This window comes from Phaeobacter sp. JH20_29 (genome assembly GCF_048056175.1).
In the GTDB taxonomy this organism is placed as follows: domain Bacteria; phylum Pseudomonadota; class Alphaproteobacteria; order Rhodobacterales; family Rhodobacteraceae; genus Phaeobacter; species Phaeobacter bryozoorum.
In genome coordinates, this window is sequence record NZ_JAYMWO010000013.1 from 802708 (window position 1) to 817596 (window position 14889).

14 protein-coding genes are annotated in these 14889 nt (G+C 63.6%); 7 read left to right on the forward strand and 7 right to left on the reverse strand.

The genetic code is table 11. The annotated features are described in order from the left end of the window. The first annotated feature begins 69 nt into the window (after window positions 1-69). The 6 genes from lptF to rsmA all read left to right on the forward strand — a co-directional run bounded on the left by lptF (window position 70) and on the right by rsmA (window position 7694). Window positions 70-1221: an LPS export ABC transporter permease LptF gene (gene lptF, locus VWZ85_RS13590; protein WP_416588741.1), complete on the forward strand. Its 1152-nt coding sequence runs from the start codon at window positions 70-72 to the stop codon at window positions 1219-1221. Further along, a complete protein-coding gene (gene lptG, locus VWZ85_RS13595) occupies window positions 1218-2321 on the forward strand; it encodes an LPS export ABC transporter permease LptG (protein ID WP_416588744.1) in 1104 nt (367 codons plus the stop codon). The genes lptF and lptG overlap by 4 nt, the downstream gene beginning before the upstream one ends. A 1-nt stretch (window position 2322) precedes the next feature. Then, on the forward strand, window positions 2323-4509 hold the full coding sequence (locus VWZ85_RS13600; RefSeq protein ID WP_416588747.1) for an LPS-assembly protein LptD: 2187 nt from the start codon (window positions 2323-2325) through the stop codon (window positions 4507-4509). Next, the gene (locus VWZ85_RS13605; protein WP_416588749.1) at window positions 4494-5762 is read left to right on the forward strand and encodes a peptidylprolyl isomerase; all 1269 of its coding nucleotides are present in this window, start codon (window positions 4494-4496) and stop codon (window positions 5760-5762) included. The genes VWZ85_RS13600 and VWZ85_RS13605 overlap by 16 nt, the downstream gene beginning before the upstream one ends. Continuing rightward, window positions 5759-6763 (forward strand): 4-hydroxythreonine-4-phosphate dehydrogenase PdxA, encoded by a 1005-nt coding sequence (gene pdxA, locus VWZ85_RS13610; RefSeq protein ID WP_416588751.1) that lies wholly within the window; start codon window positions 5759-5761, stop codon window positions 6761-6763. The genes VWZ85_RS13605 and pdxA overlap by 4 nt, the downstream gene beginning before the upstream one ends. Before the next feature lie 85 nt (window positions 6764-6848). Next, a complete protein-coding gene (gene rsmA / locus VWZ85_RS13615; RefSeq protein ID WP_416588754.1) occupies window positions 6849-7694 on the forward strand; it encodes a 16S rRNA (adenine(1518)-N(6)/adenine(1519)-N(6))-dimethyltransferase RsmA in 846 nt (281 codons plus the stop codon). A 141-nt stretch (window positions 7695-7835) separates the two neighbouring features. Here rsmA and VWZ85_RS13620 read toward each other — a convergent pair whose 3' ends face one another. From VWZ85_RS13620 to prfA, 3 genes are all read right to left on the reverse strand, one after another. Further along, window positions 7836-8546 (reverse strand): DUF4167 domain-containing protein, encoded by a 711-nt coding sequence (locus tag VWZ85_RS13620; RefSeq protein WP_416588757.1) that lies wholly within the window; start codon window positions 8544-8546, stop codon window positions 7836-7838. Between the two features lie 224 nt (window positions 8547-8770). After that, entirely contained in the window at window positions 8771-9628 is an 858-nt protein-coding gene (gene prmC / locus VWZ85_RS13625) for a peptide chain release factor N(5)-glutamine methyltransferase (protein ID WP_416588760.1), read from the reverse strand. After that, window positions 9625-10680: a peptide chain release factor 1 gene (prfA, locus tag VWZ85_RS13630; RefSeq protein ID WP_340546327.1), complete on the reverse strand. Its 1056-nt coding sequence runs from the start codon at window positions 10678-10680 to the stop codon at window positions 9625-9627. The genes prmC and prfA overlap by 4 nt, the downstream gene beginning before the upstream one ends. 173 nt (window positions 10681-10853) lie before the next feature. On the opposite strand from prfA, the gene VWZ85_RS13635 reads away from it, so the two are divergent. After that, window positions 10854-11141 (forward strand): hypothetical protein, encoded by a 288-nt coding sequence (locus VWZ85_RS13635; protein WP_416588853.1) that lies wholly within the window; start codon window positions 10854-10856, stop codon window positions 11139-11141. Window positions 11142-11223: 82 nt separating this feature from the next. Here VWZ85_RS13635 and VWZ85_RS13640 read toward each other — a convergent pair whose 3' ends face one another. The 4 genes from VWZ85_RS13640 to VWZ85_RS13655 all read right to left on the reverse strand — a co-directional run bounded on the left by VWZ85_RS13640 (window position 11224) and on the right by VWZ85_RS13655 (window position 14864). Then, window positions 11224-11646, reverse strand: a complete 423-nt coding sequence (locus VWZ85_RS13640; protein WP_416539764.1) for a DUF1499 domain-containing protein — start codon at window positions 11644-11646, stop codon at window positions 11224-11226. A gap of 44 nt (window positions 11647-11690) precedes the next feature. Beyond that, window positions 11691-12638, reverse strand: coding sequence for an agmatinase (speB, locus tag VWZ85_RS13645; protein ID WP_340545892.1), 948 nt, complete (start codon window positions 12636-12638; stop codon window positions 11691-11693). Continuing rightward, window positions 12635-13600, reverse strand: coding sequence for an agmatinase (gene speB, locus VWZ85_RS13650; protein ID WP_416588761.1), 966 nt, complete (start codon window positions 13598-13600; stop codon window positions 12635-12637). Before speB (VWZ85_RS13650) ends, speB (VWZ85_RS13645) begins: the two co-directional genes overlap by 4 nt. A gap of 88 nt (window positions 13601-13688) precedes the next feature. Further along, window positions 13689-14864: a M20 aminoacylase family protein gene (locus VWZ85_RS13655; RefSeq protein WP_416588763.1), complete on the reverse strand. Its 1176-nt coding sequence runs from the start codon at window positions 14862-14864 to the stop codon at window positions 13689-13691. Between the last annotated feature and the right edge of the window lie 25 nt (window positions 14865-14889).

The window sequence follows — 14889 nt, forward strand, 5'->3', positions numbered from 1 at the left end:
AGTTTTCCCCGGCCAACAAATCCTCTAAGGTCTCCTCAAAACAAGGGCAGTAGGATCTGGGGGGATCGCGTGTCACGATACGACAGATATGTGCTGTCCCAATACCTGCTGTTTTTTGGGTTCTTTGCCTTGATTCTGGTGGCCGTATTCTGGATCAACCGCGCGGTGGTGCTGTTTGACCGGCTGATCGGCGACGGGCAGTCGGCCTTGGTTTTCCTGGAATTCACCGCCCTTGCCCTGCCGAATCTGGTGCGTATGGTGCTGCCGGTTGCGGCCTTTGCCGCATCGGTCTGGGTGACCAACCGGCTCAACAGCGAAAGCGAACTGACGGTTCTGCGGGCCACCGGCACCAGCCCCTGGCAGATGGCGAAACCGGCGCTGGCCTTTGGCCTGATCACCGCGCTGATGATGTCGATCCTGACCCATGTTCTGCTGCCTGCCTCCATCGCAACGCTGGAGCAGCGCGAATCCGAGGTCGCCCGCAATGTGACAGCCAAGCTGCTGAGCGAGGGTGATTTCCTGCATCCGGCGCGCGGCGTCACCTTCTACATTGGTCGGATTGACCCCGATGGGACGCTCAATGACGTGTTCCTGTCCGATCGCCGCAACCCGGCAGAAAGCGTCACCTATACCGGCGGCAAGGCCTATCTGGTGCGCGACGACGACAGGACCCATCTGGTGATGGTTGATGGCATGTCACAGCGTATCGACGCTGAGACCCAGCGCCTTTCTTCCACCATTTTTTCCGATTTTTCCTATGATATCAGTAGCCTTGCCAACAAAGCTGAAGAAAAGACCCGCAATATCCGCGCCATCCCCAGCCTTGAGTTGCTGCGCCAGATGCCGAAGCTGATCGCCGATGGCCCCTATAGTGCCGGCGCGCTGGCCGAAGAGCTGCACCTGCGGTTTGCCCGTGCCCTGGTCTGTGTCGCTGTGGTGCTGATCGGCTTTGCCTCCCTGATGCTGGGCGGTTTCTCGCGATTTGGGGTCTGGCGGCAGGCGCTTCTTGCATTTGTGCTACTGATCTTTGTCGAGGGGCTGCGCGGCGTGGTCTCCGAGCCGGTGCTGCACAACGCCGATTTCTGGCCGCTGATCTACCTGCCGACGCTGATCGGGCTGCTGGTCGGGCTGGCGTTTCTGCAATTGGCGGCCAAGCCGCTGGGACCGCTGCTGGCGCGGCGGCGCCATAGCCGCCAAACCCGCAGGGAGCGCGCCACATGACCCTGGACCTGTATTACGCGCGCCGCTTTTTGCAATGGTTTGCAGTGATTTGCGGCGTCCTGTTAACGCTTGTGATGTTGATCGACCTGAATGAGCAGATCCGCCGTTTTGAGGCGCAGGACCTGTCGCTGGGTCAGCTGTTCGGCCTGACGCTGCTCAATACTCCTGCGGCGCTGAGTGAATTTCTGCCGTTGATCATGATCCTCACCACCATCGTGCTATTCATCGGGCTGGCGCGCAGCAGCGAGCTGGTGGTGACCCGCGCCATTGGCCGCTCGGGCATCCGCGCGCTGGCGGCTCCGGTGCTGCTGGCGGCGCTGATCGGGGTGCTGGCTGTCAGCACGTTGAACCCGATCGTGGCGGCGACCTCCAACCGCTACCGCGATCTGGCGGAGACCTACCGCAACGGCGGCCCGGCGGCGCTGTCGCTTACCGGTGAGGGCCTGTGGCTGCGGCAGGGCGGCGCGCTGGGGCAATCGGTCATCCACGCCACCGGCTACAGCGGCGATACCGGCGATATCACGCTCCATGATGTGACGATCCTTTCTTACGGCCCCGAAGGCCGCCCGATCCGCCAGACGCTTGCGGAACAGGCGACGCTGGATGGCGGCGACTGGGTGCTGACCAAGGCCAAGGTCTGGCCGCTCATCGTGGGTGTGAACCCCGAGACCAACGCCGAGCGGCACCCGACACTGCGCCTCTCGACCACGCTGACATCGGAGCGGATTCGCGACACGCTGGGCACTGCGACCGGGATCTCCGTCTACGATCTGCCGGCCACGATCCGCGAGCTGTCCGAGGCCGGGTTCTCCACCAAGCGCTATGAGGTCTGGTTGCAGGTGGAACTGGCGCGACCGCTGTTTCTGATCGCCATGGCGCTGGTTGGCGCCGCCTTTACCATGCGCCATGCGCGGTTTGGCGGCACCGGTCTGGCGGTTCTGACAGCGGTGCTGCTGGGGTTCGGGCTTTATTTCCTGCGCAATTTCGCCCAGATCCTGGGGGAAAACGGCCAGATCCCCGTGGCGCTGGCCGGCTGGGCACCGCCGGTGGCGGCGATCCTGCTGACGATGGGGTTACTCTTACATGCCGAGGACGGATAACATGCGCCGCGCCCTGCTACTCTCGACGGTTCTGCCCTGGCTGGCGGTTGGCCAGCTGGCGCTGAGCGATGTCGCCCATGCCCAGAGCGCCCGCCCCGGCGCCGCTGCGCAATCGGCTGATACGCCCGCAATTCTGGTGGCAGACCAGCTGTTCATCACCCCGGATCGTACCCTGGTGGCCGAAGGCAATGTCGAAGCGTTCCAGGGCGATGTCAGGCTCCGGGCGCGGAAGATCACTTTTGATCAGACCCAAGGCGCCCTGCAGATCGAAGGCCCCATTCGCATCGACGAAGGCGGCGACATCACCATTCTGGCTGATGCTGCCGAGCTGGACCGGGATCTGCGCAATGGCCTGCTGGTCGGCGCGCGCATGGTGTTTCAGCAGCAGCTGCAACTGGCCTCCCTGCAGATGACCCGCGTTGGCGGCCGCTACACGCAGCTTTACAAAACCGCCGTCACCTCCTGCCATGTCTGCACCGACGGGCGGCCGCCGCTCTGGCAGATCCGGGCCGAGCGGATCACCCACGATCAGCAGGAGCGCCAGCTCTATCTGGAGAACGCCCAGCTGAGGATCTTGGACACGCCGGTGTTCTATTTCCCCGGCATCCGCCTGCCCGACCCGACGCTGGAGCGGGCCAATGGATTTCTGATTCCGTCGATCCGCACCACCTCGAACCTCGGCACCGGGGTGAAACTGCCGTATTTCCTGACCATCGGCCCACATCGTGACCTGACGCTGTCGCCCTACCTGTCGTCGCGTACCCGGACGCTGGACATGCGCTATCGTCAGGCCTTCCGCCGTGGCGAGATCGAAATCAACGGCGCCTATACCCGGGATGAGCTCTACCGGGGCGAGGATCGCGGCTATGTCTTTGCCGAGGGGACCTTTGACCTGCCCAATGCGTTCAAGCTGCGGTTCGATCTCAAGACGGTGTCGGATGATGCCTATCTGGTCGACTACGGCCTGCGTGATCTGGACCGTCTCCGCTCCGAGGTTGTGGTGACCAAGGTCGAGCGCGACAGCCTGTTCCGCGCCAGCGCGATTTCCTACAAGACACTACGCGATAGCGAAAATCAGGATCTGATCCCGTCCTCCGTCGGCAACCTCTACTATGAACGGCGGTTTTTCCCGACGCAGATCGGCGGCGAGCTGCGCCTGTCACTGGAAACCCACGGTCATAACCGAACCTCCGACATCCGGGGCAACCTGACCGATCCGGGCGGCCGCGATATTGGCCGGGCGACATTTGATGTGGACTGGCACCGCAGCTGGCGCTTTGCCAACGGGCTGGTGGCGGACTGGTCGCTGGGCGCTGCGGCGGATGCCTTTGCGGTCTATGACGACGATGTCTTTGCCAACAACACCTCGCGCTTCAGCCCACGCAGCGCGCTCACCTTCCGCCTGCCGATGACCCGGCGGGAGCAGCCCGGCGCCACGCAGTTTCTGGAACCGATCCTGCAGATCGGCTGGACTGATACCGGCGATACCGCTGTCCCCAACGACGAAAGCAATTTCGTGGAGTTCGACCGGGGCAACCTGCTGGATCTGTCGCGGTTTCCGGCCACCGATGCGCGCGAGGACGGGGTGACGGTGGCTTTCGGGCTGAACTGGGCGCGGTTCTCGCCCAGTGGCTGGCAGGCCTCTGCCACCATCGGGCAGGTGTTCCGCGACAGCGACGATGGTCGGTTCACCAAGAGCTCCGGCCTCGGCGGCACCTCCTCCGACCTCCTGATGGCCGCGCAGCTGAAACTGAACGACGATCTGGCGATCACCACGCGGGGCCTGTTGAACGGCTCACTCAACTTCTCCAAGGCGGAGGTGCGCGGCGACTGGATGACCGACCGCAGCCGCCTGACCGGCACCTATATGTGGCTGGGCACCGATCCCGCCGAAGGCCGCGCCGAGGAGGTCTCCGAACTCTGGTTCGACGGTGCCTATGAGGTCAGCCCCGGCTGGACCGCCAGCGCCAATCTGCGCTACGACATCTCTGACGCCCGGGCCACCCGCGCAGGCCTCGGGCTGGTCTATTCCAACGAATGCGTGACGGTCGATCTTTCGGTCAACCGACGCTATACATCGACAACAAGTGTTGAGCCGACAACGGATTTCGGCTTTACCATCGCGTTAAACGGGTTTTCCGTGGACAGCGGCAGCAAGAAGTACAGGCGATCATGCAAAAACACCTGAGTTTCCGGCCCCAAGATGCGGCCCCCTTCGTTCAGCGACTGACCCAGACCGCAACAGCCGTGGCGCTGGCAGCGGCGGTGATCTTCGCCCCCGCCCCCGCCACCCTGGCACAGGGGCTGTTTGCCCCGGCGGTGACGGTGAATGACGCAGTGGTCACAAATTACGAGCTGCAACAGCGCGCCCGGTTCCTGACCCTGCTGCGCGATCCGGGCGATCCGCTGGAAAAAGCCCGCGAAGACCTTATCGAGGACCGGTTGAAACTCGACGTTCTGGCCCAGGCCGGGATCGAGCCGACCGAAGAAGAAATTGTCGCAGGTATGACCGAACTGGCCGGCCGCGCCAATCTCAGCCTGCAGGAATTCCTGAATGTGCTGGGTCAGAATGGCGTGGCGCCTGAAACCCTGCGCGATTTCACCCGCGTCGGCATCGCATGGCGAGAATATGTTGCCGCTCGCTATCTGGCACAGGCCCGCCCCAGCGAGGAAGAGATCGACCGCGCCATGGGGCTTGCCGGTTCCGGTGGTGTCGAGGTGCTCCTGTCCGAGCTGATCATGCCGATCAACGCGCAGAATGCCGCCCAGGTCGAGGATATCGCCCAACAGGTCAGCCGGATCACCACCACCGGCGCGTTTTCGCAGGCCGCGCAGCAATATTCGGCCACGGCCACCCGGCAAAGCGGCGGACGGCTGCCCTGGATGCCGCTGACCAACCTGCCCCCCCAGCTGCAACAGGTCGTCCTGGCGCTGCGCCCCGGTGAAGTCACTGCGCCGCTGCCGCTGGATGGCGCGGTTGCCCTGTTCCAGCTGCGTGATCTGCGCGAAACCAGCGGCGCCGCACCCAGCTACGCCGCCATCGAATACGCGGCCTACTATCTGCCCGGAGGCCGCACCCCCGAGGCGCTGGCCGCTGGCACCAAGGTGGTCAATGCGGTTGACAGCTGCGATGATCTCTACGGTGTGGCCAAGGGTCAGGATCCCTCTGTACTGGACCGCGAGACCCTGGCGCCGGGTGAGATCCCGCAGGATATCGCCATTGAACTTGCCAAGCTCGATCCCAATGAGACCTCGCTGGCGCTGACCCGCAACAATGGCCAGACCCTGATGCTGCTGATGCTCTGTGGCCGCACCGCTGAAGTGAACGCCGAAGCCAGCCGCGAAAGCGTCGGCAATGCGCTGACCCAGCAACGGCTCGGCGCCTTTGCCGACAGCCTTCTGGAACAGCTGAAAGCCGACGCGCGGATCAGCGGAGAATGAGCCGCCCTGCCCGCCCCTTGCCCATCGCGCTCAGCTGTGGGGAACCGGCGGGCATCGGCCCGGAACTGGCGGTCAAAGCCTGGCAGGACTTGCGCGACAGTTGCCCGTTCCTGTGGTTGGGCGATCCGCGACACCTGCCCACGGGAACAGACTGGCAAGAGATCGACAATGCCGCTGAGGCCGTCGATGTCAGTGCCAGCGCTGTGCCTGTGCTGCGGGTCGACTTTGCCGCCCCAACCGTGCCCGGACAGCTCAACCCCGACAATGCCGCCGGTGTCATCCGCGCCATTGAGGCCGGTGTCGCGCTGGTGCAATCCGGCGAGGCCAGCGCGCTCTGCACCGCGCCGATCCACAAGAAGGCGCTGATTGACGGCGCCGCATTTGCCTACCCCGGCCATACCGAGTTTCTCGCCCATCTGGGCGGCACGCCAAATGTCGTCATGATGTTGGCAAGCCCGGAGCTGCGAGTGGTGCCCGCCACCATCCATATCCCCCTGTCACAGGTCCCGCAGCAGCTGACGGCCGACGGCCTGCGCCGCACGATTGAAATCACCGCGCAGGGGCTGCGGGACCAGTTTGGCCTGGCCCACCCCCGGATTGCGGTTGCCGGGCTGAACCCCCATGCCGGTGAAGATGGCGCCATGGGCCACGAAGAGCTGGATTGGATGCGCGGGCTGATTGCCGATATGCAGGGCGGCGCCTATACGCTCTCTGGGCCGCACCCTGCCGACACGATGTTCCATGCCGCTGCACGCGCGCGTTATGACGCGGCGATCTGCATGTATCACGATCAGGCGCTGATCCCGATCAAGACGCTTGATTTCGATCGCGGCGTCAATGTCACGCTGGGGCTGCCGTTCATCCGCACCTCGCCGGATCACGGCACTGCCTGCGATATCGCCGGTCAGGGGATCGCCAACCCCTCCAGCCTGATCGAGGCGCTGCGGCTGGCGCAATCCATGGCGCAGCGCCGGACCCCGAACGCGGCCAGCAGCACTTGAAACTTCTTCTGGCCGGAAATATCCCCGCCGGAGGCATGAAAATCTAAGGCGCAGCCGCTGCGCCCCGTCCCAAGGTACAGATGATATGAGCGCTATCGACTCCCTTCCTCCCCTGCGTGAGGTGATCGAGACCCACCAGCTCTCGGCGCGCAAATCGCTGGGGCAGAATTTTCTTCTGGATCTGAACCTGACGGCAAAAATTGCCCGCCAGGCCGGAGACCTCAGCGAATGCGACGTGCTGGAAATCGGTCCCGGTCCCGGCGGTCTGACCCGCGGTCTGCTGGCCGAAGGCGCGCGGCGCGTGCTGGCGGTGGAGAAGGACAGCCGCTGCATCCCCGCACTCGCAGAGGTGGCCGCGGCCTATCCGGGCCGGTTGCAGGTCATCGAAGGTGACGCGCTGGAGGTGAACCCGCTCACCCATCTGACACCGCCCATCCGCATCGCCGCCAACCTGCCCTACAACGTCGGCACCGAACTGCTGGTGCGCTGGCTGACACCAAAGGCCTGGCCGCCCTTCTGGCAGAGCCTGACGCTGATGTTCCAGCGCGAGGTCGCCGAACGGATCGTCGCGCAGCCCGGCAGCAAGGCCTATGGACGACTGGCGCTGCTGGCGCAATGGCGCGCCGATGCCCGCATCGTGCTGGCGCTGCCGCCGGAGGCCTTCAGCCCGCCACCCAAGGTCCATAGCGCGGTGGTGCATCTGAAAGCGCTGGAGGCACCCCAGTATCCGGCAGATGCCGGCACCCTGAACAAGGTGGTGGCCGCCGCCTTCAACCAGCGCCGCAAGATGCTGCGCGCCAGTCTCAAGAGCGTGAGCCCCGATATTGAGGATCACCTTGTGGCGGTGGGCATTCCACCAACCGAGCGGGCGGAACAGGTCGGGCTGGAAGCCTTCTGCGCGCTGGCGCGAAGCCTGAAGAACGAATCCTGACCAGCCACGCCAGACAGGCAACAACATCCATCCCAGGCTGTCCGCAATGTGACCGACAAGAGAAAAGCCCGGTCTCAGCTGAGACCGGGCTTTTTATCTATCCCTGTATTCGTCGATCCGGTCGAACGACCGGTCTGCGGATCATTCGGCCGCTTCGGGAGCGTCTTCAGCCGTGGGTTTCGGCTTGGGCTTGCGCCGGGGTGCTGGTTTGCGTTCCGGTGCCGCGGCCCCATCTGCTGCCGGGGCATCGGCGTCCGCTTTGGGCGCGTCCGCGTTTGCCTCATCTGTCGAGCCACTGTCAGGCTTGTCGCCCTCAGCTTTGGGCTTGCGGCTGCGCGGTTTGCGCGCTGCTGGCTTTGCCGGTTTGCTGTCGCCGTCGCTGTCGGCGGCGGACTGATCGCGGCTCTCGGGTGTTTCCACCAGGCCACTGTCACCATTGCCATCGCGCGGATCCATCACGTCGGGCTGGGGCGCGGCGGACGGATCGTCGGAGCGGCTGCCCGCCTCGCGTTCCTGGCGCTCCAGACGCTCTGCGCGTTCACGGTCCCGCTCAGCCTGACGCTCGCGGTTCTGGCGTTCCTGCTCTTCGCGACGCGCATCAATTTCGCGTTGCGCTTCGTTCAGCATGCGCAGGTAATGCTCAGCATGCTGTTGGAAATTCTCGGTGGCAACGCGATCATTACTCAGCTGGGCATCGCGCGCCAGCTGATTGTATTTGTCGATGATCTGTTGCGGCGTTCCGCGTACCTTGCCTTCGGGGCCGGAGCTGTCGAACACGCGGTTGACAACATTTGCGCCTGCTGGGCGGTTCCGGTTCGACTTGGAACGCGAACGTGATTTGGACGATCTCATATGCCTAACGTCAGCCTTGATTGTATTTGTCGTGGATCCATACCAGCGCGCCTCTGCGCCGGATCATCGACCATTTTGGGCTTGATGTCGCCGGGAGGTATTCTTTACCTCACCCTAAAGCGACTTCTTTGAGTAATCATGTTCCGCCCTTTCAGACAAGGGGGTCCAGGCGATTATCGGTGCTTTTTCTTACGAAACTGCAAATTCAGGCCATTTTCACGGGTTTAGGAGCTGTTTTGGCCACAGCTGCGGCCACAGACCACCCGGTCGCGCCCATCCATATCCGGCAGGATGCGGACCTCTTTCAACCCGGCCGACAGCAGAAGATCACTGACCGCCGCACCCTGCGTCGGGCCGATCTCCAGAAAGACCCGCCCCCCTGCGGCCAGATGATCGCCGAGATCGGCGGCGATGGTCCGATAGGCGCCAAGCCCGTCGCCGCCATCCGTCAGCGCCATCTCCGGCTCATGGGCGCGCACCTCATCCGAAAGCTCCGACATTTCGTCAAGTGCGATATAGGGCGGGTTGGAGACAATCAGATCGAACTTCCCCTCGACGGCGGAAAACCAGTCCGACCGCAGGATTTCGGCACGCGCCTCAACCCGGTGCAGCACCGCATTGGCGCTCGCCTGAAGGCAGGCAGCTTCGCTCAGATCGACGCCAACGCCGGTCGCGGCACGCTGCTCGGCCAGCAGGATGACCAGAATGCAGCCCGAACCAAGGCCGAGGTCCAGCACCCGCGAGAACGGTTCGGCCAACGCCGCCTCGATCAGGGTTTCGGTTTCAGGACGCGGATCCAGCACATCGCCGGAGACCTTGAAGCGGCGGCCATAAAACTCCCGCTCGCCAATCAGCTGAGACACCGGCACCCGGATGGCGCGCAGGGCGATGAGCTGCTCATAGCGCTCGGCGATTTCAGGCGCCAGATCTTCGGGCGCGATCAGGGTCACGCGGCTGGCCTCGATCCGGGCGGCATGGGCCAGCAGGATCCGCGCATCACGCGCCGGGTCCGGCACACCGGCCGCGCGCAGCCGGGCCGCAGCGGCAGCCATCGCCTGCGCGGCTGTCTGCGGCGCGTTCATTGGCCCATCTCGGCCAGCAGCCGCGCCTGATCGTCCGCCGTCAGCGCGTCGATGATCTCGTCCAGATCGCCCTGCATGATCTGGTCAAGCTTATAGAGCGTCAGGTTGATACGGTGATCCGACATCCGGCCCTGCGGAAAGTTGTAGGTACGGATCCGCTCCGACCGGTCGCCAGAGCCGACCTGACTGGCGCGATCGGCGGACCGTTCACTGTCGATGCGCTGGCGCTCCAGATCGTAAAGCCGCGTGCGCATGACCTGCATCGCGATCTCGCGGTTGCGGTGCTGCGATTTCTCGGAGCTGACCACAATAATACCGGTGGGAATATGGGTGATCCGCACCGCGGAGTCGGTGGTGTTCACATGCTGGCCACCGGCCCCGGAGGCGCGCATGGTGTCGATCCGCAGATCCGCCGGATCAATGCGCAGATCGACATCCTCCGCCTCGGGCAGCACCGCAACCGTGGCGGCAGAGGTGTGGATGCGCCCGCCGGATTCGGTCACCGGAACGCGCTGCACACGGTGGACACCGGACTCATATTTCAACCGGGCAAAGACGTTTTCGCCTTTGACATGGGCGACCACCTCTTTCAGCCCGCCGAGTTCGGTTGTCTGTTCCTCGATGATGTCAAACCCCCAGCCCCGCGCCTCGGCGTAGCGCTGATACATGCGCAGCAGATCCCCGGCGAACAGGGCCGCCTCATCGCCGCCGGTGCCGGGGCGGATTTCCAGAATGGCCGGGCGGCTGTCGGCCTCATCCCGGGGCAGCAGCGCCAGTTGTAGCGCATGTTCGGCCTCGGGCAGCGCCGCGCGCAGCTGGGGCAGCTCCTCCTCCGCCAGCGCGGCCATATCGGGATCGGCGAGCATGTCTTCTGCTTCCTGAAGATCGGACAGCAGGCGGCGATAGGCGCTGATCTGCTCGGCAACCGGGCGCAGATCGGAATATTCCTTGGCCAGAGCCGCAATATCGCCGCCTGCGACACCCTCTGCCATTGCGGCCTCAAGATACTGAAACCGTTGTAAAATCTGCTCGAGGCGGTCTTCGGGGATCATGCGTGCAATATCCGTATCGATCTGTCTTTTGCGCAAGGCTGCCCTTGTGATATGCTAGGGTCATGCAACATGCCAGTCCTCATATTGCGGGAAAGGATCATGCGCAGCGCCGCCTGCCTGAGCTTGGGTGGCTGCCCCCTGCGACACCAGGCCTGCCCCGCTCTTTGCTGTATCTGCTGGGGTTTGCGCTGTCGTGGAGCGCAACCGCGTCGCCCATTCAGGCCGATGTTGTCGCGCCGAATGGGCGCACGATCGACTGTTATTGCACCGACAAGAGCGGCAGCCGGGTTGAGCTCGGCGAATTTGTCTGCCTGCAGGTCGACGGGCGCATGTTCACGGCCCAGTGCCAGATGTCGCTGAATGTGCCGATGTGGCGCGAAGTTCAGGCGGGCTGCCTTGCGGCTGAGGCTGATGCGGCGCCGGCCATCTCGACGGCTGCGGAGCCGCTGCCACGGATCTGACCCCTCCGATATGCGTTTGTTGAGATTGGCCTGTCATATCAGACCGGGCAGCATACGCGGCCGGGAGATCCGCATCAGGGCGCTATTGCGGTGTGGGCGCCATCTGCGCGATCCAGCTGTTGATCCGGTCATTGTTGGCGCCCAGATCGGAGCGGCCAAACCGCAGACGGGCATAGACTTTCAGCAGATCGCCATCCTGCCGCGCGGTGGTGTAATCGGGAAAGCCCAGAAACCGCGTACGCGTCACATAGGTGACCATCTCGTCCTCAACCGAACCGGCCAGCACACGGGTGCGCGGAGCGTTGCTGGCAACGTTGTGGAACCGCTCCAGCCCGTCCTCGCCACTGCGCAGCACCCGGAACACGCCACCGCGAAAGGTCTTGTCTTCGGTGAATTCCGGCTGGGTGTTCCAGTCCAGCGGATCGCTGGGCGCCAGCCGGATAAACCCGAGCACCACAACGACTGCCGCGATGCTCAACCAGACAAATATCATCACTCGACCCATATGGTCCGCTCTCCCTCGTGGCGGCTGCCACTGGACAGCCGGCCTTATTTGGTTGTCACACCCGGCAGCACACAGAGCAGCTCATACAGCAGGTTGGCCGCTGTCAGCGCCGTGTTGCCCGACGTGTCATAAGGCGGCGATACTTCGACCATATCGCAGCCCACAATATTCAAACCCCGCAGGGCGCGGATCAGTTCCAGCGCCTGCGGTGTGGTCAGCCCACCGATTTCCGGCGTGCCGGTACCCGGTGCATAGGCCGGGTCCAGACTATCGATATCATAGGAGACATAGACCGGCCTATTGCCGATATCGCGACGAATTTCCGCACCCATCCCGTGCAGGGAGCGGTTCCACAGCTCGCTTGCGGGGAAATGCTGAAACCCCCAGCGCTGCGCCTCCTTGAAATCATCCGCCCCGTAGCCTGTGCCGCGCAGGCCGATCTGATAGGTCTTGTCCGCGACGATCAGCCCCTCTTCATAGGCGCGCCTGAAGACCGTCCCGTGGGTCTCGCGCTCACCGAACATATCGTCGTTCACATCCGCATGGGCATCGACATGGACCAATGCGACAGGCCCGTATTTTTCCGCAATCGCGCGCAGGATCGGCAGGGTGATCGAATGATCGCCACCCATCGCGACCGGCGTCACGTCGCTGGACAGGATGGCGCTGTAGCTTTCCTGAATGATGCGCAGGCTGTCGGGCAGCGAGAACGTGTTGATCGCCAGATCGCCGATATCGCCAATGTTCAGACTGTCAAAGGGCGCCGCACCGCTGGTCATGTTATAAGGTCGGATCATCGCGCTTTCGGCGCGGATCTGCTTTGGCCCAAAGCGGGTCCCTGAGCGCCAGGAGGTGCCGATATCCATCGGCACACCCAGAATGGCCACATCCAGCCCCTCCAGAGAGGTCGCCTGCGGCAGCCGCATAAAGGTGTTCGGCCCGGAGAACCGCGCCAGATCATTGCCGCTGATCGGCTGGTTAAAGTCAGTCATCGGCCCGTAATTCTCCAGCTCAGAAGACAGATAATGCTCATGGCGACATGCGCGCCTGCGATGGCGGTGGCGCCGGTGGTGTCAAAGGGGGGCGACACTTCAACCACATCGCCGCCCAGGATGTTGATACCGCGCAGGTTTTTCAGGATGGCGTCGGCCTGCGCCGAGGTCAGACCGCCCCAGACCGGCGTGCCGGTGCCCGGCGCATAGGCCGGATCCAGACAGTCGATATCGAAGGTCAGGTAAACCGGCCAGTCACCCAGCACGTCGCGAATACGGCGCGCGGTTTCGTCCGGGCCAATCTCATGCACGGTGGGCGCGTCGATGGTGGGCACGCCGAGATTGTCCTCATTGGTGGTCCGAATGCCCACCTGAACCGAGGTCTTGGGGTCAATGATGCCGGATTTCACCGCCTTGTAGAACATCGTGCCATGATCGACGCGGCTGAAATCATCATCCTGCCAGGTGTCGCTATGGGCATCGAAATGCAGCAGCGAAATCGGGCCGTATTTCTCGGCATAGGCCTTGAGGATGGGGAAGGACACATAGTGGTCGCCACCGATGGCCACCGAAGCCGTATCGGTCGCCAGAATGCCGCGGATGTGCTCGGTGAGCGTGTCGGGGAAGGCCGCGACATTGGCGTAGTCAAAGGCCAGATCGCCGTAGTCGACAATCGCCAGCTCGCTTGCCGGGCAAATGTCCCAGCCATAGGGGGCGTCGGGGCTTTGCAGGGCCGAGGCTTCACGCACCGCGCGGGGGCCAAGCCTGGTGCCGGGGCGGTTCGTCACCGCCTGATCAAAGGGAATGCCTGTGACGGCAATATCCGCATGGGTCAGGTCCTTGGTGTAGCGGCGCCGCAGAAAGGACGTCGCCCCGCCAAAGGTGTTTTCAAAGCTCAACCCCTTCAGGTCGTCGCGGGTGAAGGCCTGATCGACCTGTTTCTTTGCGTCTTCTAGCGCCATGCAGACTGCTCCCTCTTCTCGGGTTATGGCCATCTCCTAGCGAATGCGCGTGGCCTTGTCATCTGAAAGCCCCCGCGCTGTCGCCAGATCAGCTTGCGGGCTGTGCTTTCTCGACCAGACGGGCAAAAAACGAGGCTCCGACCGGTGCGATATCGTCATTGAAATCGTACTTTGGATGGTGCAGCCCGGCACTATTGCCCTGGCCCAGAAACAGATAGGCGCCGGGACGGGCCTGTAGCATATAAGAGAAATCTTCCGCCCCCATCTCGCGGCCGGCCTCGGCCTCGACATGCTCCGCGCCTGCGATCTCGGCCGCGACGGAGACCGCAAAATCGGTCTTGGCCGCGTCATTGATGGTCGCGGGATAACCGATCTCATAGTCCAGTTCCGCCTCGACCCCGTAGCTGGCCGCCTGCCCGGCCACGATCTCACCCATGCGCCGTATCACCATTTCCTGCACCCTGGGATCAAAGGTGCGCACGGTGCCGTTGATATAGGCCGTATCGGGGACCACATTGTCCACCGTGCCGGTGTGGATCTGCGTCACCGACACCACCAGATCATCCAGCGCGTAATGGTTGCGCGAGACGATGGTCTGGATCGCCTGGGCGATGCCGCAGGCCGCCATCACCGGGTCGCGGGTTTCATGGGGCATCGCGCCATGGCCGCCAACGCCCTGAATATGGATATGGAAACTATCCACCGCCGCCATCAGCGGACCCGGAGTTGTCATGAAATGCCCCTCCGGCAGACCCGGCGCATTGTGCAGCGCGTAGACCTCACCGATGTTGAACCGTTCCATGATCCCCTCTTCGACCATGATGCGCGCACCGCCGATGGCCTCCTCGGCGGGCTGGAAGATCAGCGCCACCCGGCCCTTGAAGTTGCGTGTTTCCGCCAGATATTTCGCCGCATCCAGCAGCATCGTCGTATGCCCATCGTGGCCGCAGGCGTGCATATTGCCGGCATGGGTCGAAGCATAGGCCGCACCGGTCTCCTCCGGGATTGGCAAGGCGTCCATGTCGGCGCGCAGACCGATACAGGGGGCATCCGCCGCGCTGCTCTCCTGACCGTTGATGATGGCCACGATGCCGGTCTTTGCGATCCCTTCATGCAGCTCGTCAACGCCGAAGTCCCGCAGCCGTTCCGCCACGAAGGCCGCTGTTTTCGGCAGATCCAGCGCCAGCTCGGGGATCTGGTGCAGATGCTGCCGCCAGGCTGTCATGTCCTCGGCGTAATCGGCAATTCGGTTCACAACCGGCATGGGGGTGGACTCCTTGGTCAGACTC

Excerpts from the sequence above, each read along its gene's own strand:
- prmC (WP_416588760.1), bottom strand. The coding sequence starts at position 9,628 with ATGAACGCGCCGCAGACAGCCGCGCAGGCGATGGCTGCCGCTGCGGCC.
- rsmA (WP_416588754.1), top strand. The coding sequence starts at position 6,849 with ATGAGCGCTATCGACTCCCTTCCTCCCCTGCGTGAGGTGATCGAGACC.
- speB (WP_340545892.1), bottom strand. The coding sequence starts at position 12,638 with ATGACTGACTTTAACCAGCCGATCAGCGGCAATGATCTGGCGCGGTTC.
- VWZ85_RS13640 (WP_416539764.1), bottom strand. The coding sequence starts at position 11,646 with ATGGGTCGAGTGATGATATTTGTCTGGTTGAGCATCGCGGCAGTCGTT.
- pdxA (WP_416588751.1), top strand. The coding sequence starts at position 5,759 with ATGAGCCGCCCTGCCCGCCCCTTGCCCATCGCGCTCAGCTGTGGGGAA.
- speB (WP_416588761.1), bottom strand. The coding sequence starts at position 13,600 with ATGGCGCTAGAAGACGCAAAGAAACAGGTCGATCAGGCCTTCACCCGC.
- VWZ85_RS13600 (WP_416588747.1), top strand. The coding sequence starts at position 2,323 with ATGCGCCGCGCCCTGCTACTCTCGACGGTTCTGCCCTGGCTGGCGGTT.
- VWZ85_RS13655 (WP_416588763.1), bottom strand. The coding sequence starts at position 14,864 with ATGCCGGTTGTGAACCGAATTGCCGATTACGCCGAGGACATGACAGCC.
- prfA (WP_340546327.1), bottom strand. The coding sequence starts at position 10,680 with ATGATCCCCGAAGACCGCCTCGAGCAGATTTTACAACGGTTTCAGTAT.
- VWZ85_RS13620 (WP_416588757.1), bottom strand. The coding sequence starts at position 8,546 with ATGAGATCGTCCAAATCACGTTCGCGTTCCAAGTCGAACCGGAACCGC.
- VWZ85_RS13605 (WP_416588749.1), top strand. The coding sequence starts at position 4,494 with ATGCAAAAACACCTGAGTTTCCGGCCCCAAGATGCGGCCCCCTTCGTT.
- lptG (WP_416588744.1), top strand. The coding sequence starts at position 1,218 with ATGACCCTGGACCTGTATTACGCGCGCCGCTTTTTGCAATGGTTTGCA.